The sequence below is a fragment of the Desulfobaculum xiamenense genome, from assembly GCF_011927665.1.
GTDB lineage: Bacteria > Desulfobacterota > Desulfovibrionia > Desulfovibrionales > Desulfovibrionaceae > Desulfobaculum > Desulfobaculum xiamenense.
Genome location: NZ_JAATJA010000002.1, coordinates 685524 through 708865, shown reverse-complemented (window position 1 = coordinate 708865; position 23342 = coordinate 685524). Strand labels below are relative to the sequence as shown.

The 23342-nt window shown below is 68.2% G+C and carries 25 protein-coding genes; 14 read left to right on the top strand and 11 right to left on the bottom strand.

The genetic code is table 11. The features are described from left to right. The first annotated feature begins 541 nt into the window (after window positions 1-541). The 14 genes from GGQ74_RS11060 to GGQ74_RS10995 all read left to right on the top strand — a co-directional run bounded on the left by GGQ74_RS11060 (window position 542) and on the right by GGQ74_RS10995 (window position 13808). Window positions 542-2563, top strand: coding sequence for a TonB-dependent receptor (locus GGQ74_RS11060; RefSeq protein WP_167941603.1), 2022 nt, complete (start codon window positions 542-544; stop codon window positions 2561-2563). Between the two features lie 55 nt (window positions 2564-2618). After that, window positions 2619-3158, top strand: a complete 540-nt coding sequence (locus tag GGQ74_RS11055) for a nucleoside-triphosphatase (RefSeq protein ID WP_167941602.1) — start codon at window positions 2619-2621, stop codon at window positions 3156-3158. Then, on the top strand, window positions 3155-3907 hold the full coding sequence (locus GGQ74_RS11050) for a hypothetical protein (protein WP_167941601.1): 753 nt from the start codon (window positions 3155-3157) through the stop codon (window positions 3905-3907). Before GGQ74_RS11055 ends, GGQ74_RS11050 begins: the two co-directional genes overlap by 4 nt. Continuing rightward, window positions 3904-4731, top strand: a complete 828-nt coding sequence (locus tag GGQ74_RS11045) for a hypothetical protein (RefSeq protein WP_167941600.1) — start codon at window positions 3904-3906, stop codon at window positions 4729-4731. Before GGQ74_RS11050 ends, GGQ74_RS11045 begins: the two co-directional genes overlap by 4 nt. Beyond that, window positions 4728-5783 carry an ABC transporter substrate-binding protein gene (locus GGQ74_RS11040; protein WP_167941599.1) on the top strand — a complete coding sequence of 352 codons (1056 nt, stop codon included), beginning with the start codon at window positions 4728-4730 and terminating at the stop codon, window positions 5781-5783. The genes GGQ74_RS11045 and GGQ74_RS11040 overlap by 4 nt, the downstream gene beginning before the upstream one ends. A 48-nt stretch (window positions 5784-5831) precedes the next feature. Next, the gene (locus GGQ74_RS11035) at window positions 5832-6887 is read left to right on the top strand and encodes an iron chelate uptake ABC transporter family permease subunit (RefSeq protein ID WP_167941598.1); all 1056 of its coding nucleotides are present in this window, start codon (window positions 5832-5834) and stop codon (window positions 6885-6887) included. Further along, complete coding sequence (locus GGQ74_RS11030) at window positions 6884-7702, top strand: ABC transporter ATP-binding protein (RefSeq protein WP_167941597.1); 819 nt, start codon at window positions 6884-6886, stop codon at window positions 7700-7702. The genes GGQ74_RS11035 and GGQ74_RS11030 overlap by 4 nt, the downstream gene beginning before the upstream one ends. A 65-nt stretch (window positions 7703-7767) precedes the next feature. Then, complete coding sequence (locus GGQ74_RS11025; protein ID WP_167941596.1) at window positions 7768-8550, top strand: DUF3450 domain-containing protein; 783 nt, start codon at window positions 7768-7770, stop codon at window positions 8548-8550. Then, window positions 8547-9977 (top strand): MotA/TolQ/ExbB proton channel family protein, encoded by a 1431-nt coding sequence (locus GGQ74_RS11020; protein WP_167941595.1) that lies wholly within the window; start codon window positions 8547-8549, stop codon window positions 9975-9977. The genes GGQ74_RS11025 and GGQ74_RS11020 overlap by 4 nt, the downstream gene beginning before the upstream one ends. Further along, window positions 9970-10560, top strand: a complete 591-nt coding sequence (locus tag GGQ74_RS11015) for a MotA/TolQ/ExbB proton channel family protein (RefSeq protein WP_167941594.1) — start codon at window positions 9970-9972, stop codon at window positions 10558-10560. Before GGQ74_RS11020 ends, GGQ74_RS11015 begins: the two co-directional genes overlap by 8 nt. Next, complete coding sequence (locus GGQ74_RS11010) at window positions 10557-10970, top strand: ExbD/TolR family protein (protein WP_167941593.1); 414 nt, start codon at window positions 10557-10559, stop codon at window positions 10968-10970. The genes GGQ74_RS11015 and GGQ74_RS11010 overlap by 4 nt, the downstream gene beginning before the upstream one ends. Continuing rightward, complete coding sequence (locus GGQ74_RS16510) at window positions 10967-11644, top strand: TonB family protein (RefSeq protein ID WP_167941592.1); 678 nt, start codon at window positions 10967-10969, stop codon at window positions 11642-11644. The genes GGQ74_RS11010 and GGQ74_RS16510 overlap by 4 nt, the downstream gene beginning before the upstream one ends. A 4-nt stretch (window positions 11645-11648) precedes the next feature. Further along, on the top strand, window positions 11649-12953 hold the full coding sequence (locus tag GGQ74_RS11000; protein ID WP_167941591.1) for a tetratricopeptide repeat protein: 1305 nt from the start codon (window positions 11649-11651) through the stop codon (window positions 12951-12953). A 264-nt stretch (window positions 12954-13217) separates the two neighbouring features. Beyond that, a complete protein-coding gene (locus GGQ74_RS10995) occupies window positions 13218-13808 on the top strand; it encodes a MarC family protein (RefSeq protein ID WP_167941590.1) in 591 nt (196 codons plus the stop codon). A gap of 107 nt (window positions 13809-13915) precedes the next feature. On the opposite strand, the gene GGQ74_RS10990 is transcribed toward GGQ74_RS10995, so the two are convergent. The 11 genes from GGQ74_RS10990 to GGQ74_RS10940 form a co-directional block, all read right to left on the bottom strand. After that, the gene (locus tag GGQ74_RS10990) at window positions 13916-15283 is read right to left on the bottom strand and encodes a hypothetical protein (protein WP_167941589.1); all 1368 of its coding nucleotides are present in this window, start codon (window positions 15281-15283) and stop codon (window positions 13916-13918) included. 24 nt (window positions 15284-15307) lie between these two features. Further along, the gene (locus GGQ74_RS10985) at window positions 15308-15688 is read right to left on the bottom strand and encodes a hypothetical protein (RefSeq protein ID WP_167941588.1); all 381 of its coding nucleotides are present in this window, start codon (window positions 15686-15688) and stop codon (window positions 15308-15310) included. A gap of 22 nt (window positions 15689-15710) precedes the next feature. Further along, window positions 15711-16223: a GNAT family N-acetyltransferase gene (locus tag GGQ74_RS10980; RefSeq protein ID WP_167941587.1), complete on the bottom strand. Its 513-nt coding sequence runs from the start codon at window positions 16221-16223 to the stop codon at window positions 15711-15713. Window position 16224: 1 nt separating this feature from the next. Continuing rightward, window positions 16225-18324: a phage tail protein gene (locus tag GGQ74_RS10975; protein ID WP_167941586.1), complete on the bottom strand. Its 2100-nt coding sequence runs from the start codon at window positions 18322-18324 to the stop codon at window positions 16225-16227. Between the two features lie 3 nt (window positions 18325-18327). After that, window positions 18328-18879 (bottom strand): phage connector family protein, encoded by a 552-nt coding sequence (locus GGQ74_RS10970; RefSeq protein WP_167941585.1) that lies wholly within the window; start codon window positions 18877-18879, stop codon window positions 18328-18330. A gap of 2 nt (window positions 18880-18881) precedes the next feature. Then, window positions 18882-19214: a hypothetical protein gene (locus GGQ74_RS10965; protein WP_167941584.1), complete on the bottom strand. Its 333-nt coding sequence runs from the start codon at window positions 19212-19214 to the stop codon at window positions 18882-18884. A 76-nt stretch (window positions 19215-19290) separates the two neighbouring features. After that, window positions 19291-19680, bottom strand: coding sequence for a hypothetical protein (locus GGQ74_RS10960; protein WP_167941583.1), 390 nt, complete (start codon window positions 19678-19680; stop codon window positions 19291-19293). Window positions 19681-19689: 9 nt separating this feature from the next. Continuing rightward, a complete protein-coding gene (locus tag GGQ74_RS10955; protein WP_209280160.1) occupies window positions 19690-20604 on the bottom strand; it encodes a major capsid protein in 915 nt (304 codons plus the stop codon). 2 nt (window positions 20605-20606) lie between these two features. After that, window positions 20607-21398 carry a hypothetical protein gene (locus GGQ74_RS10950; RefSeq protein ID WP_167941582.1) on the bottom strand — a complete coding sequence of 264 codons (792 nt, stop codon included), beginning with the start codon at window positions 21396-21398 and terminating at the stop codon, window positions 20607-20609. Then, window positions 21395-21643, bottom strand: coding sequence for a hypothetical protein (locus GGQ74_RS10945; protein ID WP_167941581.1), 249 nt, complete (start codon window positions 21641-21643; stop codon window positions 21395-21397). The genes GGQ74_RS10950 and GGQ74_RS10945 overlap by 4 nt, the downstream gene beginning before the upstream one ends. A 3-nt stretch (window positions 21644-21646) precedes the next feature. After that, window positions 21647-23338, bottom strand: a complete 1692-nt coding sequence (locus GGQ74_RS10940) for a portal protein (protein ID WP_167941580.1) — start codon at window positions 23336-23338, stop codon at window positions 21647-21649. Window positions 23339-23342 lie beyond the last annotated feature (4 nt).

The following is a 23342-nucleotide window of genomic DNA, read 5'->3' as shown; positions in this document are numbered from 1 at the left end:
CCACTCCTTTTTTGTTCCCCGCCGCACGGCGCGGGGCACGCAGTCCACACTACTATATACACGCAACATGAACATTTGCAAAGGGATACACAAACAGGAGCGGTCAACATCCGCACTCACCGGCGTGCAGCCGCTCCATACTCACTTCCGGCACACGCGTTTCTTGCGACACACTGCGCCAAAACTCCATCCTCCCACCTCATTCCACATGCCATAGCGTTTCAATACAGATTGTCGTCAGAATTTTGGAAACGCACGCGGAGTCCAAGCAATTCATTGTCATTTATGGTTGCCTTCAGTTCTTTTTAGTAAGTATTACACTATCCGCCTTCCAACCATCTTGAGCACACTTTTGCACACCATTTACAACGATTCATGACAGTTACCTTGACAATACCGAACCCGACTTATTAGCCCTGAACCCGGAGCACCTTTCGGCGGCGTGGCAACATGTGGCCGAAGCATCCATTCTCGCACGGACCTTGGACTCCGCACGCAGTCGCCTGCGTGCCACTCTCGAACTCACACGGAGGTTGGAATCATGAGGAGGCTCGGCATCCGCCTGTTGGCGCTCGCGCTGGCCGTGACGTTCACGACCACCGCCGCCTGGGCGGACGATTCGGAACAGGTCTTCACCCTTGGCGAGATCATCGTCAGTGGCGAAAAACCCGGCGTTCGGGACATTTCCATCAACACGGTCATCGATGCGCAGGAAATCGAGGCCATGGGTGCAAAAACCCTTGTCGACGCGCTCCAGTACGCGCCCGGCATCCACGTGGGCACGGGCGCAAAAAGCGAACCGCAATTCTTCGTGCACGGCTTCGACCAGTCGCGCTCGCTGGTGCTCATCGACGGCGTGCCCTACTATGAGACCTACTACGGCAAGCTGAACCTGCGCCAGATTCCCGCGTCCATCATCTCGAAGATCGAAATCTCCAAGGGCGCCCCCTCGGTGCTCTACGGTCCCAACTACCTTGGCGCGGTGATCAACGTGATCACCAAGAAGGGCACCGCCAAACCGACCATCGACCTCACCGGCGAAGTCAGTGACGCGAACACCTACCGCGTGGCAGCCGCCCACGCCAACACCGTGGGCAACGTCAACTACTGGCTGAGCTACGACCGCACCTCCACCGACGGCTACTGGCTCTCGGACGACTACGAGACCCACGTGGCCGACATCAAGGGCACCAGCTATGTCCACGAGGACGGCGGCCTGCGCGACCACTCCGACCGCGAGGCAGACACCCTGTGGGCCCGCATCGGCATAAGCCCCGACGAGGACACCGACGTCTACCTCAACGCCTTCCACACGCGGTCCGAATACGGCATCCCGGTCAGCGACAAGGGCGGCTTCGTCAAGAAGGGCAACATCTTCTCCGACATGGCGGACATCGACGAATACCGCGACTGGGGCTTCGACCTGAGCGCCCGCCGCGTGGCAACCCAGTGGCTGACCCTGCGCGGGCAGGCCTTCTACCACTCCCATGACGACGAATATTCCTCCTATGCGGAGCCGGACCACTCCACCTTCCTGGCCACCAGCCGTTTCGAAGATCACGTGCTTGGCGCCGCGCTCTTCGCGGACGTCGCCCCCTGCGAGTGGGACACCGTGCGCTTCGCCGTCCACTACCGGGGCGATTCGCACAAGAGTCGCGAAACCGAAGATGCCGAGTTCGAGGAGTACTACTCCTACACCGGCTCGGTGGCCGTGGAGAACGAAATGAACTACGGCGACTGGCCCACCGTGGTCGTCGGCGCAAGTTACGACTGGTCCACCGTGGACAAGGCCGAGGAGGCCGACGGCACGGAGCTGGAGACTCCCGACGACAAAACCGCGTTCAATCCCATGATCGGCCTGAGCTACCGCTTCGAGGACGGCACGCGGCTCTACGGCTCCGTGGCGCACAAGTCCCGCTTCCCCACCCTGAGCAACTACTTCAGCAGCAAGGGTGGCAATCCTGACCTCAAGACCGAAAAGTCCATCAACTACCTCATCGGTGCGGAGCGCGCCCTGACCGACCGCCTCGATGTGGAACTCTCCCTCTTCATGCATGACGTCGACGACTACATCACCCTCACCGAAGACTCCGCAGGAAACAGGCTCCAGCAGAACATCGGCGAAGTACGCATGATGGGCTTCGAGGCAGGAACACGCTTCAGACCTATCGACGACCTTGCGCTCAGCGCCAGCTACACCTACAACAATGCTCGCAACCGCACGGACGGACGCGCAACGGACTACATCGAGCGCGCACCGGAGCACATCCTGAGCCTCGGGCTCGACTACCTCGTGCCCAAGGCGCTGGTGAACCTGCACCTGCGTGCGCGTCACATGCGCGGCGCGTACTCCGATCTTCCGGACATGACCAACCCCACCGACGAGGAAGTGAAGATGAAGGACTTCTTCGTGGTGGATGGCCGCATCTCCAAGGAGTTCATGGAGCACTACGAAGTGTACTTCGAGATGAAGAACATCTTCGACGTCAACTACTACGACGACGGGAACGAATACCCCTCGCCCGGCCGCAACTTCCTGCTCGGCCTCAAGGCGAGCTTCTAGCGCAAACCGCCCCGGCGGGAGGGTCCGCCCTCCCGCCGCACGGCGCGGAGACACGATGAACAAGCGGCCAGCCGCCATCTTCGTCACCGGAGACAGGCACGTCGGCAAGAGCACCCTTGTCGCGCGGCTCGCCGAGCGCGAGCGCGCGCAGGGCCGCGCCCTCGCCGGAGTGCTGGCCCACGGCCTGTGGGAGGACGGCATCCGCTCCGGCTTCGTGCTGGAGGACCTCTCCACCGGGACGCGCACGCCGCTCTCGCGCCGCGTGTCGCCCCCCGGCAACGGCGCACCCTTCGCGTTCCAGCCCGGCGCGGACGAAGCCATCCGCCGCGCCCTCGCGCCCGCACGCTGCCTCGCGGCCGGGGTGGCCGTGGTCGACGAAGTGGGCCGGATGGAACTCAACGGCGGGGGATTCGCGCCGCTGCTCGCCCCACTTCTCGCCCTGCCCGTGACGCATCTGTGGGTTGTGCGGACGGCCTTCGCGGCCGACGTGGCCCAAGCTTTTTCCCTCTCGCCCATCTGCGTCGACGCCGCAGCGCCCGACGCCCTCGACAGGCTCTCCCGCCTGCTCGACACATCCCGAGGAGACCTGTCGTGAACGAAGTCCATGTCCATCAGGCCTTCAGCCTGGCCCTCGCCGCGAGTTTCGCCGCAGCCGGGCTGTTCCGGCTGGAGCGCCCGGCCGCCGCGCGTGCGGCGGCGCTCATCGCCATGGCGGCCAACGCCGCCGCTGTGGGGCTGGTGATCCTCATCGCCAAACGCCCACCGCTGTTCGGCGCCATGGAGGCCTTCCCCTACATCGCCCTCGTCGGCGGCATCGCGGCATGGATAGGCGACCGCCGCCCCGGCGCGGTGCAGACCTCACCCGCCGCGTGGGCCATTGGCGCATTCCTGCTGGCGCTGGCCCCGCTGTCGACCTACACGCTCAATGCGGACTACTTCATGTACGCCTCGCCGTGGGCGCAGGGCTTCTTCTTCATGCGCATGACGGCCATGGCCCTTCTGGCCTGCGCCGCCGCCCCCTGCCTCGGCGCGCTCCTGCCAGACCGCACCGAGGACGAACGCGCCCAGCTCGCCGCGCGCGGCCGGGTGCACCTCGTGCTGGCCGCGGCGGCCTTCCTGTGCGGGGAGCTGTGTGGCAGCGTGTGGTGCCTGCTCGGCTGGGGCGACACGTGGCAGTGGAATTTCAACTTCTTCATGGGTTACGGCATGTTTCTGCTGATCATGATCCCTTGCCACCTGCCGCCGAGACTCGCCGCGTCGCCACGCACGCGGGCGGCGGTGTCGCTGGCGGCATCGGTGACAATTCTCGCGGTCTACGTGGCCCAGCAGTTTCTGGAGGCATGATGCGCAGACTCGCCTCGCTCACCTGCACCATGTGGTGCTTCGCCGCGCTGGCGGCATGGCTCGTCGTCGGCTGCGTCATGGCCTCGCGCATCGGCGCTCCCGAGATCTTCAAGGCCATGAACGCCACCCTCGTCATCGATTGGCTCGCCGACGCCGCACGCTCGCACCCGCTCATCGCGGCGTGGTTCGCCTGCGGACTCGCGGCCGCGGGCATGCTGATGCTCAACCTGCTGGCCAGCCTGTGGACACGCCTCGTCCCGCAGGCCCGCCGCCACCGCGACGCCGAGCGCACGGCCATGCTCCTCGTGCATCTGCTCTTCGCGGTGGTGCTCATCGGCCACCTCTCGGACATCACCGTGGGCTTCAAGCACACGGGCATCCGCCTTTCCCCCGGCGAACAGGCCGAACTCGACGATGGATACGCCGTGCGCGTCGCGACCATCGACTTCACTGACAATCCGGAACTGCTGCGCCACAGCCGCTCCGACCCGCGCGGGCGCATGACGCGCGCCGAATTCCACCCCGAGGCCAACCCGGTGACCGTGCAGGTGCTACGCAATGGCGAAACGCTCATGGACGGCACGGTGCGCGTGCTCGCCCCCCTCGTGCGCGAGGGCCTGCGCCTCACGCTGACGCGCATCGAGCGCGACGACGCTCTGGACGCACCCCTGCGCGCGGTGTTCGCGCTGTCATGGAATCCGCTGCACGAAGTGTTCTTCTGCGTCTATGCGGTGATGATCGCATGCATCGTGGTCCTCGCCCTGCGCCTTGCCCGGCGCGAAACAGCACGCATCGGAGGCGCACGCACAGGAGGCCCGCAATGAAACGCCCCGTCCCGACGCCCCACATCCCCGCATGGTCCGCCCTCGCGCTGTGCGCGGCGGTGGTCCTTGCCACGCTCTTCGCGCCAACCATAGGCTCCGCCCGCACGGTGACGGACATGGCCGGGCGCGTTGTCGAGGCCCCAGAGCGCGCCACGCGCATCGTGACCACCTACAAGCCCGCGAGCCTATGCCTCGCCGCTCTCGGCCTCATGGACCGGCTGGCGGGCATCGACACGGACTCCAAGTTCGACGACCTGCAAAGCGGCCTGCGCCCACAACTGCGCAAACTGCCCGGCGTTGGCCGCAAATCCACCGGGCTCAACCTCGAAACCATCCTCTCGGTGCAACCGGACCTCGTCATCCTCTACTCGCAGAAGGACGGCAGGCAGATCGCCGAACGCCTGCGCGAGTACGGCATCTGCGCCGTCATCATCGAACCGGAGACCTTCGAGGGACTCTTCGCCGCGCTACGCCTTATCGCCACCGCCGCAGGCGAGCCGCAGCGCGCCGAACGCGCCATCGCCGAATGCGAGCGGGTTCTCGGCCTCGTTCGGGACCGCGTGGACGAAATCCCGGCTACGGCCCGGCGTTCGGTCTACTTCGCCGCACCGCACGACTTCTTCGCCACGGCCACCGGCGATCTCCTGCAGGACGACATCATCACCCGCGCCGGCGGCCGCAACGTGGGCCACGAGCTGTCCGGCTTCTTCCACGAGATTTCGCCGGAACAGTTCATGCTGTGGAACCCCGATCTGGTGGCGGTATCCGCCCATGCCCGGCGCAAGGCCGCCGAGGCGCTGGCCGGGGCGCAGTTCGCGCAGGTGTCCGCCGTGGTCAGCGGGCAGGTCTACGGATTCCCGTCGGAACTCGCTCCGTGGGACTTTCCCTCGCCGCTCTCGGCACTTGGCGTGCTGTGGCTGGCCAAGCGCCTGTACCCGGAGCGCATGGCCGACGTGGACCTCATGACCGAGATCGACCGCTTCCACGCAACGCTCTTCGGACGCAGCTTCACGGACCTCGAAGGCCGTCTTGACGACGGAACGGACGGCTAGAACCATGCTCCACCGCGCCATCACACTCCACCACCACGGAGCCGCAGAGTGACCGAACACGCCATCGCCCTCGCGGCCGCCCGCGCACGCAGGACCGACGTCACGCCACTCGCCGCGCTGTGCGCCCTGTTCTGCTGCGTCTTCGCGGCATCGCTGTGGGTTGGGCGGGTGGACATCTCCCCCGCTGAACTCCCCATGGCGTGGGACGCCTTCCGGGGTGTGGAGGGCGCGGACCCGGCCCTTCGCGTCAAGGCGCTGGCCTTCTTCCTCGTGCGGCTGCCGCGCTGCATCATGGCCGCGCTGGTGGGCGCGGGGCTGGCCGTGTCCGGCGCGGCCTATCAGGGACTCTTCCGCAATCCCCTCGTGTCTCCGGACATTCTCGGCGTCTCCGCCGGCGCGACCTTCGGCGCGGCCCTTGGCCTCGTGCTGCCCGGAACGGCCTTCGGCTCCATCCAGACGCTGGCCTTCGTCTTCGGGATGCTCGCCGTGGGGCTGGCCGTGTCCATCGCACGGGCCGTGGCGGTGAAGCCGGTGCTCGTGCTCGTGCTGGCCGGGCTGGTAGTGCTCTCAGTGTTCAACGCGGGCATCACCCTGCTCAAATACGTCGCCGATCCCTACAACGAGCTGCCCGCCATCATCTTCTGGATCATGGGCAGCATGAGTCGCGCCTCGTGGCACGAACTGACCGTGGCCCTGCCCGTCATCGGCGTGGGAATCGCCCTCATCCTCGGCCTGCGCTACCGGCTGAACGTCCTCTCCCTCGGCGACATGCAGGCGCGCTCCCTCGGCGTCACGCCCGGACCGTGGCGGCTGTTGTTCCTCGCGACGGGGTCCATGATCGTGGCGGTCAGCGTGGCCACCTGCGGGCAGGTCTGCTGGGTGGGGCTGGTCATCCCGCATATCGCCAGGACGCTCGTCGGCCCGAACCATGGGCGCATGCTGCCCGTGGCGGCCGTGGCCGGGGCCGTGTTCCTGCTTCTGGCCGACACCGCCGCGCGCAGCATCACCACGGCCGAAATGCCCATCAGCGTCGTCACCGCCTTCACCGGCGCACCGCTGTTCGCCTATCTCCTGTACCGCAACCGGGGGAGCGGCTGGTCATGAGCCTCATCTGCGAATCCCTCGGTTTCGCCTACAACGGCCGCCCCATCCTCGCGGACATTTCCTTTCGCGTGGAGCGCGGGGAACTGTGCGCCGTGCTCGGGCGCAACGGCTCCGGCAAGTCCACCCTGCTCGCCTGCCTGTGCGGGCTGGAACGCCCGCGCTCCGGCCGCGTCACCATCAACGGGTTGGACATCACGCGCGCGGACCGGGCCAGCGTGGCGCGCACGGTGAGCCTCGTCCCGCAGGAACACGTCGACATCTTTCCCTTTCCGGTCCTCGACGTGGTGGTCATGGGCCGCACGGCCCACCTCGGGCTGTCCGGTCGCCCCACGCCGGAGGACTACGAGGCAGCTATGGACGTTCTGCGCACGCTCAACGCCGCCCACCTCGCCACGCGCAACTTCAACCGCATCTCCGGCGGCGAGCGGCAGACGGCGCTTCTGGCGCGGGCGCTCCTCCAGACGCGCGAGGCACTACTCATGGACGAGCCGACCAACCATCTCGACTTCAACAACCAGCACACCCTGCTGGCGCGCATCCGCGAACTGTGCCGCCAACGCGGCACCCGCGTGGTGGCCACCCTGCACGATCCCAACGTCGCCCGCCTGTTCGCGGACCACGTCATCATGCTGCGCGACGGCCACATCATCGCACAGGGTCCGCCAAGCGAGGTCATGACCGAGGACAGCGTGAGCCGCCTCTACGAGACGCCGACCCGGCGCATCACCACCGCCGAGGGCATGGAACTCTTCCTGCCCGAGATGGCGTGGGAGGCAGCCGTCGGCAACGGGACACGCGGGAACAATGCTCCGTGATTCCGGTCCAGTAACACTTTCCGCCATTTGGTGACACGAGCTTCATTTTCATGTACGGGAGACGCATGACAAGACAACCGCTCCATTCCGCCCTCCTCGCGGGAGCGCTCTGCTGCCTGCTGGCCACCGCGCCGCAGGCGGTCCGCGCCGCAGACGCGCCCGACGCCACGCAGGCCCAGCGCGCCGTGCGCAGCACGGTGAGCGTGTCCGCCGAGGCCCAGCGCATCGCCAACGCATGGGCCGACGAACGCGCGGACCTGCAAGCCCGCCTGCGCGACCTCAAGGCACGCGAGGCGTGGCTCGGCTTCCGCCGCGACAAGTACCGCGCCTACATCGCCAACCAGCGCGAGACCATCGCCGAACTCGAACGCCGCAAGGACGAGTTCGCCAAGGTCCGCGATCAGCTCGAACCCTTTCTGGACGACACCGCCAAGCGGCTGGATGCCGCCATCGCGGCGGACCTGCCGTTCCTCGCCGAGGAACGCGCGGCGCGCATGGCCTTCCTGCGCGACTCCCTCGACGACTACCACCTGCCCTTGAGCGAGAAGCTCCGGCGCACACTGGAGACCCTGCAGGTGGAGGCCGGTTACGGACGCGGCGCAGAGGCCACGGACACCGTGCTCGACATCGGCGGACGCAGGCTTCAGGTCACCCTGCTGCGCCTCGGGCGCATCGGACTTTACTGCCGCGCGGCGGACGGCTCCCTGTGCGCCATGTGGGACCGCGCCAGCGGCGAATGGACCGTCATCGACGACGACGGCGCACGCTCCGTGCGTCAGGGCATCGAAATGGCCCAGCGCAGGCGTGCGGCGGACATTCTCGCCCTGCCCATGGGAGGTGCGCGATGACCCGCAACATGATCGTGCTCTTCGTGGTGCTGGCGGCCATGGCCGCCTTCGCGGCAACGGGACGCGGCGCGGAAACCGGCTGGCCCGAGGCCGCGCGCGGCGTGGAGGCCAATCTCGCCACCGCTCGGGCCGACGCCGCAGAAACGCGGCGCGCCATGGAGCAGGAGCGAGACGCCCTCATCGCCGAACACCGCGCGGCCAAGGACTCCACGGCGGCTCTCGAACGCGAGGTCCGCGACCTTGAACGCGAATTCAACGCCCTGCTCGAACGCGAACAGGGGCTACGCACCGAACTGGCGGACCAGCAGGAAGAGATGAAGGCCCTCGAAGGCACCATCCGCACCGCCGCCAAGGAGGCCGACACCCTTTCGCGCCAGAACCCCATCACCGCCGAACATCCGGACCGCGACGACGTGGTGCGCGCGCTTTTGGATACAAAACGCTTCCCCGGCATGGACGACGTGCGCGCGCTGACGGGCATCTTCTTCGACGAAATCACTGCCACGGGCGAGCTGGCCCGGCGCGAGGGCGATTTCACCGGTCCGGACGGCAGCCCTGCCCACGGCAGCATCCTGCGCATCGGCCGCTTCGCGACCTGCTATAGCCTGCCTGACGGACGTGCCGGATACCTGCTGCCCGACGCCGCCGGAACCGGCCTCACCGCCGTCACCGGCGGCGCTGACGCCGACGCCGCAGACGACGCCGCCGACTTCATGGCCGCAAAGGCGACGCTTTTGCCCGTGGACCTCTCGGGCGGCGCGGTGTTCGCCCGCATCGCAGACGAAAAGGACCTCCTCGGCTGGCTCGCGTCCGGCGGCCTGCTCATCTGGCCGATCCTGCTTGTCGGCGTCGCGGCGCTGGCGCTCATCGTGGAGCGCATCGCCGCCCTGTGGCGCGTGCACTCGGCAACGGGCGACGAACTCCGCGACATCCAGAGCCTCGCCACCGCGAAGGACTGGAACGCCTGCCGCGAACGCTGCGCAGCGAACACCCGGTCCCCGGCCTGCCGGGTCATCGGGAGCATGCTCGAATCCATTGGCACCACGCGCGAAATCCTCGAAGACACCATGCAGGAAGCCATCCTGCGCGAACTGCCGCGCCTCGAACGCTTCCTGCCCACGCTGTCGGTGCTGGCGGCCATCGCGCCGCTGCTCGGCCTGCTTGGCACCGTGACCGGCATGATCAACACCTTCCAGGCCATCACCCTGTTCGGCGCGGGCAACCCGCGCATGATGTCCGGCGGCATCTCCGAAGCGCTCATCACCACGCAGGTGGGCCTTGCCGTGGCCATCCCGATCATGGTGGCCCACCACGCCCTCGAACGCCGCGTGGACGCCATCATCGGCGACATGGAGGAAAAGGGCGCGTCCCTTGCCATCGAACTGGCCAGAAACGGCGCGGTGGGCACGGAGAACGGCCATGCATGATCTGCTTGCGGCCATGAGCGACCATTTCGCCGGAGGCGGTCCGGTCATGCTTCCCCTTGCCGCGGCATCGGGTCTCATGTGGTGGCTCGCCGTGCGCAAGTTCATGGAACTTACGGCCCTCAAGCGCGAGGAGGCCCCCCTCGCCGATTGTCTGAAGAGTGACGCGGGCAACGGCTGGCAACGCGCCATCGTCGGCGGCTGGCTCGCCGGACGCACCGGCAACGCCAAGCTGGACCGCAGGCTCCTCGAACGCCTGCGCCACGAGCAGTCGCGCCGCGCGGGCAGCCGCATCGCCTCGGTCTTCGTGCTGGCCTCGCTGGCCCCGCTTCTGGGGCTGCTTGGCACCGTCTCTGGCATGATCGACACCTTCGACGCCATCACCCGCTTCGGCACCGGCAACGCCCGCGCCATGGCGTCGGGCATCTCCGCCGCGCTCATTTCCACGCAGGCGGGCCTCGTGGTCGCCGTTCCGGGCCTGCTTGCCGGGAACATGCTGCGCCGCAGGGCCGAACGCCTGCGCGGACGCATCAAGCGGTTCTGTCTCCAGCTCCCGCGGGGCACCGCGCGGCGGGAGGCGGCATGAACAGCATCCGCTACAGCCGCAGACGTCGCGGTCGGGGCGTGGAGCTAAACATGGCCCCGCTCATCGACATGATCTTCATCCTGCTCATCTTCTTCCTCGTGACCACGAACTTCGTGCGCGAGTCCGGCGTGGACGTGCAGCGTCCCACCGCCGCCACGGCCTCGGTCAAGGACAAGGCGGGCATGGTCATCGGCGTCACCGAGGCGGGCAGCGTGCACATCGCGGGCAGGCCCGTGGACCTGCGCCTCGTGCGCGCCCACGTGGAGCGCTTCCTCGCCGAAACGCCCGGCGGGTCCGTGGTCATCGCGGCGGACCGCGACAGCCGCACCGGCACGGTCATCACCGTGCTCGACGCCTGCCGCCTCGCCGGAGCGGCCAACGTCAGCGTGGCCGCCCGGAGGCCCCAGTGAGCGCCCGCACGCTGCGCCCCATCGCGGCCACCGTGGTCGCGCTGGTCATCAACACCGTGCTCTTTTGCAGCCTGCCGCTGCTCACGGACGCGCGCCGCACACCGGAGCCGCCCGACTACGGCGATGCCTTCCTGCTCGCCCAGCTTCCGCCGCCTCTGCCCAAGAACGAGGAACCGCAGGTCCTGCGCCGCCCGCCGCGCGAAACCCCGCGTGAGACGCCGCGCACGCACCTGCCCCGGCCCGAGCGCACCCCGCGCCCCCGGCCGGACGTCACCCCGCCGGACATCGCCTTCGACCCGGCTCCGCCGCTGGCCGCCGCCATGCGCGTGGACCCGTCCATGCTCGCCAGCGCCGCGCCGTCCATATCCACGCCAAGCGCGGGATTCGAACTCGGCGAGGTGGACACGCCGCCCCGGCTCACGCGGCCGGTGCGCCCCGTCTACCCCTACACCGCCCGGCGCAAGGGCATCACCGGCGTGGTCACCGTGCGCTTCCTCGTGGACGCCGCAGGCAACGTCTCGCGCCCCGTCATCGTCCGCGCCGAACCGCAGGGCGTGTTCGAGGCCGCCGTGCTCGACGCCGTGGCCCGCTGGCGCTTCCATCCCGGCGTATATCAGGGCAGCGCCGTGCCCACGTGGGTGGAGGTTCCCCTGCGTTTCGATCTGGATTCCTGACGCCATGCGACACACAGCTTCACGCATATTTCGGACACTTGCCGTCCTGTGCCTTGTGCTGGCGTCCTGCGCCCCCGCAGCGGCCCTTGCCTCGCGCATGCCGGATTTCGCCGTGCAGGCCCTATGCGCCGCGCAAGAAGCCATGGAGCATGACGACGCCGCGCGCGCCGTGGCCATCCTCGAAAAATGCATCGCCCGGCACGAGGAACACCCCGTTGCGGAGGTGCTACTGGCACTCGGCAACGCCCACTGGACCCTCGGCGAGGTGGACAAGGCCCGCATCGCCTTTGAGAAGGGATACGAAACCGCGCCGGACAATGCGCTCCTCTGCCGCAACTACGCGCTGACCCTCTCGGAAAGCGAACGCCACGCCGAGGCATCGCGCCTGTTCGAAAAGGCCTACAGCCTCGACGGCACCGAGCACGTTCTGCTGTACCACGCGGCGGCCGAGGCCTTCCGCGCCGACAACGCCACGCGCTGCCGCGACCTCTTGCGCGCCCTGTTCGCCGTGGTCCCGGCTGTGGAACCGGCATGGGCGGAACTCATGGCCCACGCCTGCCTGCGCATCCCGGCCCTCGCGGAGGCGGAGAGCGTGCTGGATGCCACGCTCTCCCGGCACCCGGACCAGACGCGCCTGTGGCGACTCCTCGGCCATGTGCGCCTCATGCGCGACAACACCGCAGGTGCTGCGGCGGCCCTCGAAATCGCCTGCCGCATCGGCCCAGCCAGCCCTTCGGACTGGTCCACGCTGGCCGACATCTACTTCTCCCTCGACGCGCCGCTCGAAGCCGTGCGTTGCCTGCTGCGCCACGACGACGCCGACCGCGCGAACGAGGCCCCGAACGCGAATGCCGTCCATGAGGCAAACACGACCAACGCCACGGACGATACCCGCCGCATGGCACCCACGCGCAAGGCCGCGCGAGCACTGGCCAGCACCGGCCGCACGGAGCGCGCCATCGCCCTGCTCGACACAGCCCTCGCCGCCACCCCGGCGCAGGACCTGTACATGGACAAGGCCCGCATCCTCTTCGACGCCGGACGCTTCGCCGACTGCCGCGCCACGCTCGCCGCATGCCTCGCGACCAACGCCGCCAACCGCCGCGCCCTCGTGCTCGACGCCTACGCCGCATGGAACCTTGGCGACTGGACCGCCGCCGAGCGCTCGCTTCGCGCGGCGGACGCGCAGCCCGCCCCCCGCAAGGACACCACCGTGCACCAGCTCCTCGCCTACATTGAAGACCTCCTGCGCGAGCGCGACGACGCCAAACGCATCGCCACCGAAGGCATTCCAAACGACCGAGACTGATCCCCTGCGCATCGCCACGCAGGAGCGTACGCCATCGACGCGCTCCACACGCACCGTCCCGCTCCCATAAATGCACAGTGACACGCCGCCGCGACAACGGACGAAACATCTTCGCCCGATATTCCGGCATGTTATTCATTGACCACGCAAACAAGTCCCTGAATCCGGTTGACGCCGCGCCACGCCACCCTGTAGACCACCCGCTTGATTCGGCACTCTCCCGAGTGCATCGCAACACACCGTCTTTCGCATGGGGGCAAGACGATGAACCTGTTCATCAGCGTTTTCACCAAATTCTTCTTCGTGCTCGCGCCATTCTTCGTGCTGTCCATGTTCCTGGCCATGACCAAGGGCATGACACGCGCGGAGCAGCGTGGCATCGCCATCCGCGTCACGATTTCCAACATCGTGCTGTGCGGCGTGATCTTCTTCTTCGGCAACCCGCTGTTCGAGATTCTCGGCATCACGCTCGACAGCTTCCGCATCGGCGCGGGCGCACTGCTGTTCCTCTCCGCCGTGTCCCTCGTGCAGGGGCAAAAGGGCGGCAAAATCCAGACCGGAGACGGCGACATCAGCGTGGTGCCGCTGTCCATTCCCATCACCATCGGTCCCGCCACCGTGGGCGTCATGATGGTCATGAGCGCCGGTCTGCCCGACGCCGTGCAGCAGGCCATCGGCTTCGGCGCACTGTTCGCCGCCGTTATCTGCCTTGGCGCGATCCTCTACTCGGCCTCGCGCATCGAGAAGGCCCTCGGCAAGATGGGCATCGAAATCCTAACCAAGCTCTCCGGCCTCGTGCTGGCCGCGCTGGCCGCGCAGATCATCTTCACCGGCATCAAGAATTTCCTCATGTAGACGGGCACCCCGTCCGCATGACCAGACGACGAAAGCCCCGGCCAATGGCCGGGGCTTTCCCGTTTTCCGCGCTCACCAACCGCGCATGAGATGGACCCGCCACGCCGTCACACAATGGGCATCGCCGCGTCCAAAGCGCCGCCATACGCGGCGACAATGCGTTCCACCACACAGGTACCGCTGCCCGGCGTCAGCGCATCGAGAAGCGCCACGTCGCCGCCAAGGGCCTCCAAACGACACAGCAGATCACGCAGGGCGCAATCCGCGCAAAAGCGCCCGACATCGTCCCCGGCGAACGCTGCGCCTACGCGCTCCACGGCCCGCCGCAGAAGCGGCACCCACGCCTCGCCACGCCGCGAAACGAGCTTCGCCACGCGCTCTGCGTCGTCAGGCGCATAGTCCACCCCAATGCGAACCCGAACGTCCGACACGCCGACCGCACCAGTCAGCGCAGCCATAGCGCCCTCGCACAGCGCACCGGGACGCGTTGTCCACACCGCCGTAGCCAACGCGCGGGCGACGCACTCGCGCTCGTCAGCCAAAAACAGCCCTTCCGCCTCGCCAAGCGCCGCCATGAGCGCCGCCGCGTCGCCTTTGCCATGGGCGGAGAAAATGCCATCCAGCGCCGCACAGCGCTCCCCCTCGCGCCGCGCCGCCTGATCGCTCTGTTCCATGGCAGCTCGAATGCGGCATTCCGCGGTCGCCAGCGTCGCGACCTCGACGTCAACGTCCAGTTCCGCCCGCCCCTCGTCCGTGACCAGCCGCGAACCGGCTACGTCCCAGTCCGTTCGGCCATCAGGACCCACGCACTCCCGCGACAGGCGCTCCATGACGCGCCGCACGCGGCCGCGAAGCGCCACACGGCGCACCTCCTCCACACGCGCGGGGGCAACGCCGTCCAGACAGACGCCCTCGGAGCACGCATCCACGCCACTCTCAATGAGCCGCCGGGCGCGTCGCACCACGATCTCGGAGCGTACCGATTCGGCCAGCGCCTCGCCTTCGCCGGGGCGCAGCCACGCCGCAGCGGCATCGAGACGCTTGGCGATGAGCGACAGTTCCCTGTCCGCAGCCGCTCCATCCACAGCCGCCGCACGGTCCGCAAGGTGATCGAGGTCCGCAGCAAGGCGCTCCACACGCTCCCCGCGCTCGCGCAACACGCCGTCCACACGGCGCTCGGTCATACGCCGACGCACCTCACATTCGTGGAAGCGCTGGAGCCGCTCCCGCATCTGCGGATCGTCCACGCCATCGAGCACCCGTTCCCGGTGCCCGTCGAGTTCCTCGCGCAGGGCCTCGCCGTCGGTCGCACCATCCACGATTCCGGCCACGCCCCGCAGAATCTCCACCATGCACGCAGCCTCGTCATCCGCCATGCGGCAGGCGTCGAGCCGTCGCTCCTGCGAGGACAGCGCCGCCACAAGCGCGGGGCTCTTCCCCCGCACCGCGTCGTTCGTCACGCGAATCTCAGCCATGCCTCACCTCCCCGCGCGTCGCGCCTACCACAGCCTACCCGCCCCCACGCCAATGCCCGCCTCAAGAAGCGTCCGATTGCGGCGCAGGGCGTACCCGCGCGAGCGATCGCCGAAGGCGTCGGACCGCAACGCACCACCGTAGCGGGCTTCTTCCGCCCGCAACCGCGAATCGAACTCCATGTCCAGAAGCTCGCGCTCGTAGGCCGCCGCATGGCCGGACAGCACCTCCACGGCGGAACCGCTCCCGGCGTCGATGCCGCTTCCGGCAAGGGCCACGCGCCCGCTGGCCAGCGCACGCCGCCGGGCGTCGTCGAGGGCCACGCGCTCGCGCCGCGCCCGCTCCTCCACCACCTTGGCCTCGCGCTCCCCGGCCGCACGCGCGGCGTCGGCCTGCCATCCCGCCATCCGGGCCTGATTTCCGTAGTCGTCAACCCGCATCGCGGTGGATACGGCCAGAAGCGCCCCCGCCGTCAACGTTTGAAAGGCCATCGCTCAACCTCGCATAAATGTAGTAGTTCCGCCCACCGCTGAACCGCCGCAGCAGACCTTCGCACTCAAAGCCCAGCCGTTCGAGCCAGCGGCGGCTCGTCGCGTGCTCCTCCAGCACCAGCGCCTGCACGCGAACGAGATGCCACTCGGCCATGAGCGCCGGAAGCATGCGCGAGAACGCCCTGCAAAACGACAGCGCGAAATGCGGCACCTCCACGCCGGTCAGCGCCCATCCGTCGCCCACGCCCGGCGCGCCGAGCACAATCCCGGCACAGGCCACTGGCCGCCCATCGACCAAACCCGTGAAGGCCGGCCCGCCAGCGGCGTACACGCGCCCAAGCCGCAGCGGGTCGCCGCCGCATACGGCTCCGGTCAGCCCGAGGCTGTCCAGCGGCCGTAAATCCAGTTCCGCCGCGTGCTCCGGCCTAAAGGGAACGATGTCGAGCCGCATGTCACTCCCCCACCACTTCCGGAACGCAGCAGATCACCGTCATGGGCAACGGCTCATCCTGCCGCACGGTGAAAATGCCGTCCCTGTCGAAACCGCCGGACAGCCGCACCAGCCTGTCGCCGGAATCGAGGCGTGGGGCATGCCCGGCCCGCTCTCCGGAATGATGGGGCAGAATGGCCTCGTACGCACCGGGCCTGTCATCACCGACGCAGACGCTTCCGCCCACGGAATCGAGCACGCGAAGGGTCACGCCCATGATGCGCTTACGCCGCGTCTGCGACGTGCCGCCCGCGCTTCCCATCTCCAGCCGCATGGGTTGCAGGACGCTCGCGTAGCCAAGGCCCATGTGCACCACCCGCGCCTCGCGCCCGAGGTCCACCCGGCCCTCGCGCACCATCCTTTCGCCCAGCACACAACCATCGGCCAGCACCTGCACGGTCTCGCCCTCCAGATGCTCCATGCCGCAGATGACCCGCCGGGCTTCGCCGCGATAGGTCAGCCCGCTGTCCACGAAAAACGCGTCGCGCGCATCGCCCGCCGTCTCCACGAAGGCGGGATCCAGCCGCTCCACGTAGCGCCGCTCGGCCCCGGCGACGGTCCGACGCACCACGAGCCACACCTCGTCGCCTTGCGGACCGGGAATGACGGCCACGGATTCCGCCCTGCCGCCTCCGCCCAGCGGATGCCGGTGCCACGAGCGGACATTCTCCTCGCGCAGATAGGTGCAGCCGATGAGCATGCCGTCGTCGCGCACGCACCACAGCACGCCGTCCGGCTCGCGGGCATAGTCCATGTCCGCGATGCCGGGACCGGTGACGTGCTCGGCCAAAAGCGTCAATTCCGGCGCGCGGTAGCTGTTGGAGGAGAAATCGAAGAGCAGCTCGCGCACCTTGCGCCGCGTCCGCGTGACGTAGAGCACCGTGCCCGAAACCAGCTGCGCGGGAAGCGACGCGCTCCCATGGGCGGACTGGCGTTTGCGCTGGCAGCGCGAGGGCGTCATGCCCTCGCCGTCGGTCCCGGACCAGACCTTGATTTCCGAGGCGTTGGTCCCCACCAGCAGATGCTCCTGATCCATGACCCAGCGGATGGGATTGACCCGCGACCCGGACAGGGTGATTTCGATGGCGTCGTCGTCCAGCGGCTCGCCCTGCACGCCGGAATCGTACATGCTCGTGTTGAGCCGGAAATCCTCGTACGCTCCCGTTCGCGAAAGCCACAGCGTCAGCGGCTTCTCCGGCGTCGCCGCCAGGACGAGGCGGTCCTCGTAGAATCCGATGCACGACGGCCACGAACCGTCCTTCCACGCCTTGGGCATGGTGTGCGAGACGCTCTCACGCCGCCAGAAGTCCCCGCGCACCGTGCCGTCGGCCTTGCGGATGCTTTCGATCTGGTCCGACGCGTCCTTGTCCGGCGTATCGCGGAAGGTCACCGCGAGGGCCGCGTCCAGCGCGTCCAACTGTCGGGTGCCGAGGTAGCGGAACCATTCGCCGCCGTCCTCGCCACCCGCGCAGCGGACCAGCCAACAGCCCTCGAAGAGCGTTCCCTCGGGCAGGGACATGCTGTTCCCCTGCCGTCCGTCGCTCGCCACGCCGTCCGGACCGAGCACATCAATGTTCCAGCCCGGCGCATGGAAGACCATGGGTTCGAGCGCCCAGTCGTCATGCCCGCGCCGGGTCAGGGTGTGCGGACACACCTCGGGATGGACGAGATACAGGACGTCCGCGCTCTGCACGGTGTTCACCGCGTCCACCTGCGCAGCGCTCCACGGGGCGGGAATCTCACAGGGCGTTCCGTCCTCGCGAAGGACCATTCCGCCATCCGCGAAAAAGCGCAGATAGCCATCGCCCATCTCGATGACGTAGCTTTGCGAGGCCGTGGCGTTGAAGTCGAAGGACAGAAGCCTGCACCGGCGGTCCGCATGCCGCGCGGGCGCGATGAAGCGCGTGCCCGGCCTGCGGAACACGCTGCCGTGGGGGCGGGTGATGAAGTTCTCCAGCCTGCGGCAGCCGGAATAGTACTTCTCGTGATCGGTGCGGCCGTCGAGGTGGCGGGACAGCTCGCCCGCCGTGAAGGCGTTGATGATGGGCGTCGCCGTGACCATGGCCTACCCCCTCGCCCGGATGAAGGCGTCCGGGCGGATGCTTTCGGGCCTACCGCCGCCCTGCGCGTCGCGCCCCTTGGCCGTACGCAGACGTTCGCGATAGAGCGCCTCCATGCGCTCCTTCTCCGCCGAGGAGCCGGTGATCTTGCGTGCGGCACGCGCGGCGATGCGCGCGGCGAGGGCCGAACGGAAGGTCGGCGGCATCTCGGAGACCACCGTCACCCTGCGCACGTAGCGCACACGCACGCCCCGTGCGTCGGCCAGCAGGCACTGACCTTCCACCGCGTAGCGTGCGTCCGGGTCCGTCTCGATGACGTGCAGACAGTCCGGCGGCAGCATGAATCGGTTCGCATAGCCGTAACACGGCCCTCCGGCCGCCCGGGCCAGTTCGGCCCGGGCGACGGCGAAGTTCCACGGATGCTCCTCCAGCAGGGCGTCACGCTCCCCCTCGTAGAGGGCCGAGACGACCCGCGCGCGCTCCGAGTCCTGATCGGCAGAGGTGATGCGGTCCTCGCCCAGTTCCAGAAGCGCTGCGGAAAGAATCCTGGCGGGCATGGTCAGACACCCCCCTCGAACACCGCCCGGTAGAAGTCCTCGTCATTGTCCCCCGAACGCGCGGATTGCGGGGCAAGGGCCATCAGCTTCAGAGCGAACGGCACGCGCCCGGCCGCGTCGCCGTGGTCATCGGGGCGACCGGCCACGGCCTCGGCCCGCAGCTCGAAGCGCTGCCCCTCGGCCACGGCATCCTTGACGCCGAGGGGCGCCAGTTCCTCGCGCCCAAGGGTGATGCGCACGCTCGCGCCGCGCCGCTCGCGGCTGGCCTGTGCGCCTTGTTCCTCGCGCGCCTCGCCTCCGGCATCCTTGTGACCGCCAAGTCTCGTGAACTCCATGTTCGCCTCCATGCTTTGCCGCCATGCGGCGGGTATCGAAAAGGGCCGGACCGCCTTCAGACGGTCCGGCCGCGTCCTATCGCGCGAGATAGTGGGGATAGATGTCGAGACAGCCGCTGGCCGCAGCATCCGTGGTGGAGACCACAGCCTTGACCAGTTCCCCGGCGTCGGTGGGGATGACGAAGCGCCCAAGCACCTCGCCCGCCTCCACGGGATGACCGCCGGACACGCGGCACAGGGTGCCGAGGGGCCGATAGTCGCCATCCTCGCCGTGCATAAGTGTCACCACCAGTTCGGTCCCCTGTGCGAGGCCCAACTCGGCGGCGACCTCGGCCACCACCTCCACGCCGCCGAGGGTGCCGGAAAGCTGCTGGGGAGCGCCGTTGCCGTCGGCCTGCGCCTTGCGCGGCAGGGCCATGCCCCGCGCGAGATACTGCCCGTGAACCTTGAGAGTGCGTCCGTACATGGAATCCTCCTAGCGTTTGACGGCCACGCTCTTCTCCGTGGCGTCGAGGAAGTTGTAGCTAGTGACGATGGGCACGCCGTTCCACTCGGCGATGCGGCGGTCGACGTTACGGTCGCCGGGGGCCATCTGGAAGGCCGCGCCCTTGCCCGACTCGGCGAGGATGGACAGCACCTTGCGGTGGCAGAAGAGGTAGGTGTCCTTCTGCGCGCGGACCATGTCGAGCAGGTTATCCACCATCACCGGGGTGGGATGCGCGTCCGGCGTCACGTTGACCAGCGCTGCAACGGTGTGGGGATTGGCGATCTGCATGCCGAAGTAGCCCTTGAAGCGGATGCCGTAGCCCAGCACACCCTGCTCGTTCTCGTAGAGACCGCCGCCGTTGATGGCGCTGACGTTGAGCAGCCCGCCCTGCGTGAAGCCGCCGGGGCTGTACAGGCCGATGGTCTCGCCGGGCACGAAGCGCACCGCGAGAATGGACCAGCAGCCGTCGTCATGGCCGCCCGCGTCGATGACCGCGTCGCCGTCGAGGGCGTACTGGCGCAGGTTGCGGTACAGGATGGCCTTCTCGGCGTCGGCACCCAGCTTGCGCAGTGCCTTGGGGGTCTTCTTCGCGAAGTACTTGTCGCGCCCGCCAAAGGCGCGTGCCTTGTCCTCCGGGCAGAACATCCGCGCGCCCATGATCGAGAGGTCCACCTTGCGCAAGCGGGAATCCACGTCGATGGCGTCCAGCGGGGCGTCCATGTCCACGAAACCGCCGCCCGAGACCTCGGAAATCTCCTCGTAGACGTTCCACAGCGCGTGGGACGCCTCCTCGAAGGGAATCACGTCGAGGACCGGGGTCTCGCCCGTCAGCCAATCCACCTGCTGCGGCTGCTTCTTCGCGTAAGCCGCCGAAATCTCCCTCAGTGTGCCAGTGATGCTCATGCTCAAGCTCCTTTGCCGCCGAAGACCTCTTCGGCGAAGAACCGTTCGGTGGACATGCCGTCGCGAGCGGAACGGGGACCGCCGTCCCCACCCGCAAGGCTGTCCTCACGAAATGCCATTCCCACCTTGTGGAAGATGCGCAGCACCTCCACCTCGTCGCCGTGACGGTCGAGGAACGCGCAGGTCGCCTCGGCGTCGAGCCCGGCGGCCTGCGCGCTGCGCTCGAAGCCCCGCCGCGCGATGGCCGCGTTCTCCTCGGCGCGTGCGCCCCACAGCGCGGTCAACCGCTCGCGCCCCTTGGCGCGGCGCTCGTCCTCACGCCGTGCTTCGGCGTCGAGATGCCCGCCGACCAGCGCGTTGTAGCGGTCGGCCAGCCCCTGCGCCTGTGCCGGGGAAAGCCCCAGCTCGTGCGCCGCGCCACGGAACCACCCCACGAATTCGGGGTCGGGTTCCGTGCCCTCGGGCATGGTCAACTCGTAGCCGTCTGGCGTGTCGGGCACGCCGACCACCCGGCGCAACTCCGCATCGAAGCCCAGACGATCCTCGTCGGTGGCGTCCTCGGAGAGCGGGATCAGGCCGATGGTCTTGCGCCCCACCAAAGCGCGCGCATGCAGCAGGGACCGCGCCATGTCGGCGGGGGACCTGAACTCGCGCAGGCCGGGATGATCGCGCAGGGCGATGCGCTCGCCGCCGATCTCGCAGACGGCGTCCTCGGGAATGGCGTCCTCGATCCAATGGGAAGGTGTCTCGATGCCGTGTCCGTCGCCGGGGGCGGGGGAGGCTTCCATATTCATGGTCCATCAACTCCTTGCGTTGGAAAATTCTCGGGATCGTCGAAATACTCCACCAGTTGGAACAGGGTCATCCGCCCGTAGCGGAAGGCCACCTGCTCCGCGCTGCGCCACTCGCCGGGTCCGCGCGCCGGGGTCATGAAGCAGTGCGTGCGCAGGAAATCGCGCAGCACCCGGCCCGATGGCGTGGAAAGCGCCGTGCGGATGTGGGCATGCAATTCCCTCTCGGTCATGTTCGAACGCGCCATGGGCTAGCCTCCTAGCGTCTCCATGATGATTCTCGCCGGGCTGCCCGGTTCCGCGGCCCGCGACAGGGCCGGATAGACCGCAGCGGCGTCCAGTAGCTCCCTGCCGCGCTCATCCTGCGTCGCCTGCGCCTCGGCCTGCGCGCGCTCCTCCCGCAGGCGGCGCACCGCCGCGCGCGAGCGCATGCCACGTTGGGGAAATCCCCGGCTCTCCATGATCCGCCGCAGGTTCTCGTCGTGATCGAAGTTGTCGAGCACGGACGGAGCGAGGGCCGCCATGGCTCCGGCATCGCGGTAGGTCTGGAGCACAGACTGGGACCGCGCCTCCTTCTGGGCGAGCATGAGCGGACTCACGTACTCGGCCCGAAGCCGCATGCCGTCGAGTTCCGCCGGTGCGGGCGGCAGTTCGCCCCGTCGCAGGAGCAGGCGATGCAGCCTGTCGAAGAGCCGCGCGAAGTTCTCCTGCTGCTGATTGACCAGAAGCGGCCCCAAGAGGAACATCCGTTCACTGGCCAATTCCGCCACCTCCAGCGCGGTGGGGGCAGCGCCCTCGCGAACGCGGCTGCGGATGGTCATGAACAGGTCCACAAAGAACGCGGCGTTGATGTCCTGCCGCGTGGACTGCATGAGTTCCCACGAGAAGCGCGGGTCGCCGCCCACGGACAGCGGGCCGAAGTCCGCAAGGCTGTTACCCTCGGCGCGGCGGTAGTAGTTCATGGCCCGAGGCTCGAAGGAAAAACGCCCCACGAAGCCGTCGTCCGGCACGAGATAGGGCGGGGCCACCGCCAGTTGCCCGGCCTCAAGGATGAGCCGCTTCATCTCGTTGAGCATCTTCACGTCGGCCAGCGCCTCCGTGCCGGGGCTGGCCGAGTACGGCGTGCCGGGGAGTCTGCGAAAACGCGCCACCACGTACGGGAGTTCGTCGTATCCACCCTCGGAGACGAGATGCGCGTCGCCCAGCTCCACATAGTACGAGGCAAAGGGCAGGCAGTTTCCGGGCATGCGGGCGCTCCCCTGCGGCCTCGGAAACACGGCATGCAGCAGCGTGAATTCCTCGTTCTGCCGTTTCGTATCGGCCAGCGCCCGGCGCATGGCCTCGGACAGTGCGTCCGCGCCCCAGCGCCGCGCGGCGTCCGTCGCCCGCATCCGAAAACGTCGGAAGACCGTATCCACCTCGCCCTGCGCGTTCTCGGCGATGAACACCTCCGAGAGCGGCAGCGCCCGAAAGCGCACCCCGCCCGTGGGCGATTCGTCCACGTACAGGCACTGCCAGCCGAACAGTCCGGACTGGTGATAGGCCAGCGCCTGCTCGCGGTAGAATCCGCCCTCGGCCAGCACGGCGTAGAAGATGTCCTCCACGTCCTGAAGCCACGCGCGCACCGCCGGGCGGTCCGCGAGGTCCGCATCGTCAAGGGCGAGGGCGAACCAGCGCTGCGAGGGTGAACACGCCCCGGACAGCATGCCCGCGGCGAAGATGTCCGCCGCGCGCCGCGCCGTGGCGTCGAGGACGTCGGGCCGCCGCACGTCGCCCGAGCGGGCTTCGGCGAAGCCCACGTCCCCCTGCCCCATATACAGCGCCACGTCGTCCCACATGGCCTCGAAAGGCTGGCGCACGCGACGCACGTCCCCAAAGCGCCTGACGACCTCACGGGCGACGGCCGTGTCGTCCCCAACCGGAAAATCCGCCTGATGCTGCATGTGT

What these genes read in the sequence shown, in the direction of transcription:
- GGQ74_RS10965 (WP_167941584.1), bottom strand. Translation starts at nt 19,214, where the DNA reads ATGGAGTTCACGAGACTTGGCGGTCACAAGGATGCCGGAGGCGAGGCG.
- GGQ74_RS11020 (WP_167941595.1), top strand. Translation starts at nt 8,547, where the DNA reads ATGACCCGCAACATGATCGTGCTCTTCGTGGTGCTGGCGGCCATGGCC.
- GGQ74_RS11030 (WP_167941597.1), top strand. Translation starts at nt 6,884, where the DNA reads ATGAGCCTCATCTGCGAATCCCTCGGTTTCGCCTACAACGGCCGCCCC.
- GGQ74_RS11055 (WP_167941602.1), top strand. Translation starts at nt 2,619, where the DNA reads ATGAACAAGCGGCCAGCCGCCATCTTCGTCACCGGAGACAGGCACGTC.
- GGQ74_RS10940 (WP_167941580.1), bottom strand. Translation starts at nt 23,338, where the DNA reads ATGCAGCATCAGGCGGATTTTCCGGTTGGGGACGACACGGCCGTCGCC.
- GGQ74_RS10950 (WP_167941582.1), bottom strand. Translation starts at nt 21,398, where the DNA reads ATGAATATGGAAGCCTCCCCCGCCCCCGGCGACGGACACGGCATCGAG.
- GGQ74_RS11040 (WP_167941599.1), top strand. Translation starts at nt 4,728, where the DNA reads ATGAAACGCCCCGTCCCGACGCCCCACATCCCCGCATGGTCCGCCCTC.
- GGQ74_RS11045 (WP_167941600.1), top strand. Translation starts at nt 3,904, where the DNA reads ATGATGCGCAGACTCGCCTCGCTCACCTGCACCATGTGGTGCTTCGCC.
- GGQ74_RS10945 (WP_167941581.1), bottom strand. Translation starts at nt 21,643, where the DNA reads ATGGCGCGTTCGAACATGACCGAGAGGGAATTGCATGCCCACATCCGC.
- GGQ74_RS10975 (WP_167941586.1), bottom strand. Translation starts at nt 18,324, where the DNA reads ATGGTCACGGCGACGCCCATCATCAACGCCTTCACGGCGGGCGAGCTG.
- GGQ74_RS11025 (WP_167941596.1), top strand. Translation starts at nt 7,768, where the DNA reads ATGACAAGACAACCGCTCCATTCCGCCCTCCTCGCGGGAGCGCTCTGC.
- GGQ74_RS10985 (WP_167941588.1), bottom strand. Translation starts at nt 15,688, where the DNA reads ATGGCGGGATGGCAGGCCGACGCCGCGCGTGCGGCCGGGGAGCGCGAG.
- GGQ74_RS11060 (WP_167941603.1), top strand. Translation starts at nt 542, where the DNA reads ATGAGGAGGCTCGGCATCCGCCTGTTGGCGCTCGCGCTGGCCGTGACG.
- GGQ74_RS10960 (WP_167941583.1), bottom strand. Translation starts at nt 19,680, where the DNA reads ATGTACGGACGCACTCTCAAGGTTCACGGGCAGTATCTCGCGCGGGGC.
- GGQ74_RS10995 (WP_167941590.1), top strand. Translation starts at nt 13,218, where the DNA reads ATGAACCTGTTCATCAGCGTTTTCACCAAATTCTTCTTCGTGCTCGCG.
- GGQ74_RS10955 (WP_209280160.1), bottom strand. Translation starts at nt 20,604, where the DNA reads ATGAGCATCACTGGCACACTGAGGGAGATTTCGGCGGCTTACGCGAAG.
- GGQ74_RS10990 (WP_167941589.1), bottom strand. Translation starts at nt 15,283, where the DNA reads ATGGCTGAGATTCGCGTGACGAACGACGCGGTGCGGGGGAAGAGCCCC.
- GGQ74_RS11000 (WP_167941591.1), top strand. Translation starts at nt 11,649, where the DNA reads ATGCGACACACAGCTTCACGCATATTTCGGACACTTGCCGTCCTGTGC.
- GGQ74_RS10970 (WP_167941585.1), bottom strand. Translation starts at nt 18,879, where the DNA reads ATGCCCGCCAGGATTCTTTCCGCAGCGCTTCTGGAACTGGGCGAGGAC.
- GGQ74_RS11015 (WP_167941594.1), top strand. Translation starts at nt 9,970, where the DNA reads ATGCATGATCTGCTTGCGGCCATGAGCGACCATTTCGCCGGAGGCGGT.
- GGQ74_RS11010 (WP_167941593.1), top strand. Translation starts at nt 10,557, where the DNA reads ATGAACAGCATCCGCTACAGCCGCAGACGTCGCGGTCGGGGCGTGGAG.
- GGQ74_RS10980 (WP_167941587.1), bottom strand. Translation starts at nt 16,223, where the DNA reads ATGCGGCTCGACATCGTTCCCTTTAGGCCGGAGCACGCGGCGGAACTG.